This is a genomic window from Planktotalea sp., from assembly GCF_049680325.1.
GTDB lineage: Bacteria > Pseudomonadota > Alphaproteobacteria > Rhodobacterales > Rhodobacteraceae > Planktotalea.
On record NZ_JBAUHO010000276.1, the window covers coordinates 1 to 2275 of the forward strand.

General features: G+C 51.7%; 2 protein-coding genes and 1 pseudogene. 2 read left to right on the forward strand and 1 reads right to left on the reverse strand.

Annotated elements, in window-relative coordinates:
• A pseudogene (locus tag WBC85_RS12920) lies at positions 1 to 303 on the forward strand (replication initiator protein A); the annotation flags it as partial.
• An 18-nt stretch (positions 304 to 321) separates the two neighbouring features.
• Here WBC85_RS12920 and WBC85_RS12925 read toward each other — a convergent pair.
• The gene (locus WBC85_RS12925) at positions 322 to 963 is read right to left on the reverse strand and encodes a hypothetical protein (RefSeq protein WP_424437830.1); all 642 of its coding nucleotides are present in this window, start codon (positions 961 to 963) and stop codon (positions 322 to 324) included.
• Between the two features lie 111 nt (positions 964 to 1074).
• Here WBC85_RS12925 and WBC85_RS12930 point away from each other — a divergent pair.
• On the forward strand, positions 1075 to 2275 hold a 1201-nt coding region (locus WBC85_RS12930), incomplete at its 3' end, for a caspase family protein (RefSeq protein ID WP_424437833.1).

The following is a 2275-nucleotide window of genomic DNA, read 5'->3' on the forward strand; positions in this document are numbered from 1 at the left end:
GTTCGCGCACTGTGCGACTTTGATCACTTACCTGATTATTCGGTGAGCATGGAAGATGACATGGTGTCGTTCCGCAGTCGTATTTCAAAGCAAGTCATTGTTGGCGCAGGCTTTACAACCAGGCTTATGCCGAACACTTTTGAAGCCGCGCGGGAAGCTGTACCTGGTTGGGATGTGTATGCTATCGAGCAGGAGTGGCGGGCATGGGTCATAGGCCTGCTTGAGCAAGGTATGGAGCAGCCAAGAAATCCTGACAGCGCCTTCATCGGGTTCTGCCGTAAATGGGCCGCTCGCCAGCAGTAGTATACATTATATGCCGCATTAGATGTTGGCCAATTCTTGTGACACGGCGCGTAGGGTTTTAACCCGTGAACGAAGCCTTGCCAGTTCACCATCAATCCCACTGGGTTTGGTATTGATACCTTCTTGAATGACCAGCCCTCGGGTTGACGTGAAAAACTCTTCCTGACCTTTTGCTGCCGAGACCAATGCTGCAGCTTCCTGGATATTGCGTGCATCTCGCGTGGCATCGACCTGTGATTGCGCCGCACGCTGGCGACGTTCGGTCACGACCGCATTTATCGCTCGCAGACTTGCTTCAAGGTTTGCGTTTGTCACGCGTAAGTCGGTGATGATCTTATTCGAAAGCGCTTCTTTGTCAGCATACTGTTTTTGTAGCTGCTTTACATATAGGCCTGCACCGGCACCACCCAACCGCCCAATTTGAGCGCCACGCACGGCACCTCCAACGCCGCCTAAGGCCGCTCCAAGTAAAGCACCGCCGCCCGCGCCGACTAAGCCGCCTTCGCCCACTGTTCTCTGCAATTTCTCACGGTTTTCCCGCAATGCACGATCGGCATCTGTTTCTGGCTTCCATTCAAACGCAGCTTGTTCACTGCAACTGGAAAAAAAACCTGTGGCTGCTACGCTCAGAAACACGTTCCGTCTGTTTAGTTTTTCCATTTCGGCCCTTTCTTGCGTTTCTCAGTAAGCACCTTAAGTTGAGATCGAAGATATTTTCTTTGTAAGATTTGACCAAGACTAGAGACCTTCAACCTCATTGAGCAAGACTGAATGGATATTTTTCATAAACCGGTTTTTCGCCTATTGGTTCTGATGATTGCCTTTCTTCTCGCGTTTCCTTTTATGGCAAGAGCCGAGGGGCGGGTTGCCTTGTTGATAGGGAATAGCCTGTATGATCGCCCTGAAATGTCTCTCAGAAATCCGGTAAACGATATTACAGAGCTTGATATCGCGTTGACCAAGTTGGGGTTTTCAGTACGCAAAGTGCAGGATGCTGATCGCATAGAGATGCGGGCGGGGCTTGCATGGCTGTCTAAAGCAGCCAAAGACACTGAAATGGCGATGGTGTTTTATGCAGGCCACGGGGTTCAGGTTACCGGTGAGAATTACCTTGTGGGCCGTGATCTGCAATCGCTGTCCTTTGATGCTTTGGAACGTTCAAGCGTGACCCTTTCAGAAATCCGCAAGGTTCTGTCTGATAGTGGCGCGACGCTGGGGATGATCATCTTGGATGCGTGCCGCAATAATCCCCTTTCAGATGCTGGTGTAGGACAAACAGGCTTGGCATCGGTTCGAGGTGGGGCGGGTCTCTTGGTCGCTTATGCAACCGATCCTGGTAACGTTGCCTATGACGGGGAAGGGGACAACTCAACCTTCACCACAGGGTTACTTGGAAACCTTGCGAGCCCTCATTTGGATGTCCGATTGATGTTCGGTCGGGTAAGGCAAGATGTGGTGCGCGAAACGTCCGGGCGGCAAATTCCTTGGGTCGAGGAATCTGTGCTGGGCGAGCATTACTTGGTGTCGCCCCCAGACTCTAACCAAAATTCCGATGAAATAGTTGCGTGGCGCGATGCCACTGATGCGGGTACGCTAGATGCTCTTGACCAGTATTTAGAGGATTATCCGAATGGCCTGTTTCAGGCATTTGCGACGGAGCGTATTGATCAACTTTCTTTGGGTCGCGATGATGGGCCAAGGAACGTGCAAGCGACCACCCAACTGGCAAGTTTGGACGCAGATGACGTCCGTGCGGCATTGAATCTGCTTGGGTATGTTAATCAAGAGCGAGGCATTGATGCTCAACCAGAAGGCCTTACAGACGACATAAAAAGAGCATTCGAGGTATGGCGACGTGCTCAACTTGTGCCGGAAATGACAGATGCAAACATGCTGCTGCGTGACGCGGCACGTCTTTCGATGTTTCTTGCGGCGACCACAGCGCAGCGTATCCGTACTGACACGGTTATCC

What these genes read in the sequence shown, in the direction of transcription:
- WBC85_RS12925 (WP_424437830.1), bottom strand. Translation starts at nt 963, where the DNA reads ATGGAAAAACTAAACAGACGGAACGTGTTTCTGAGCGTAGCAGCCACA.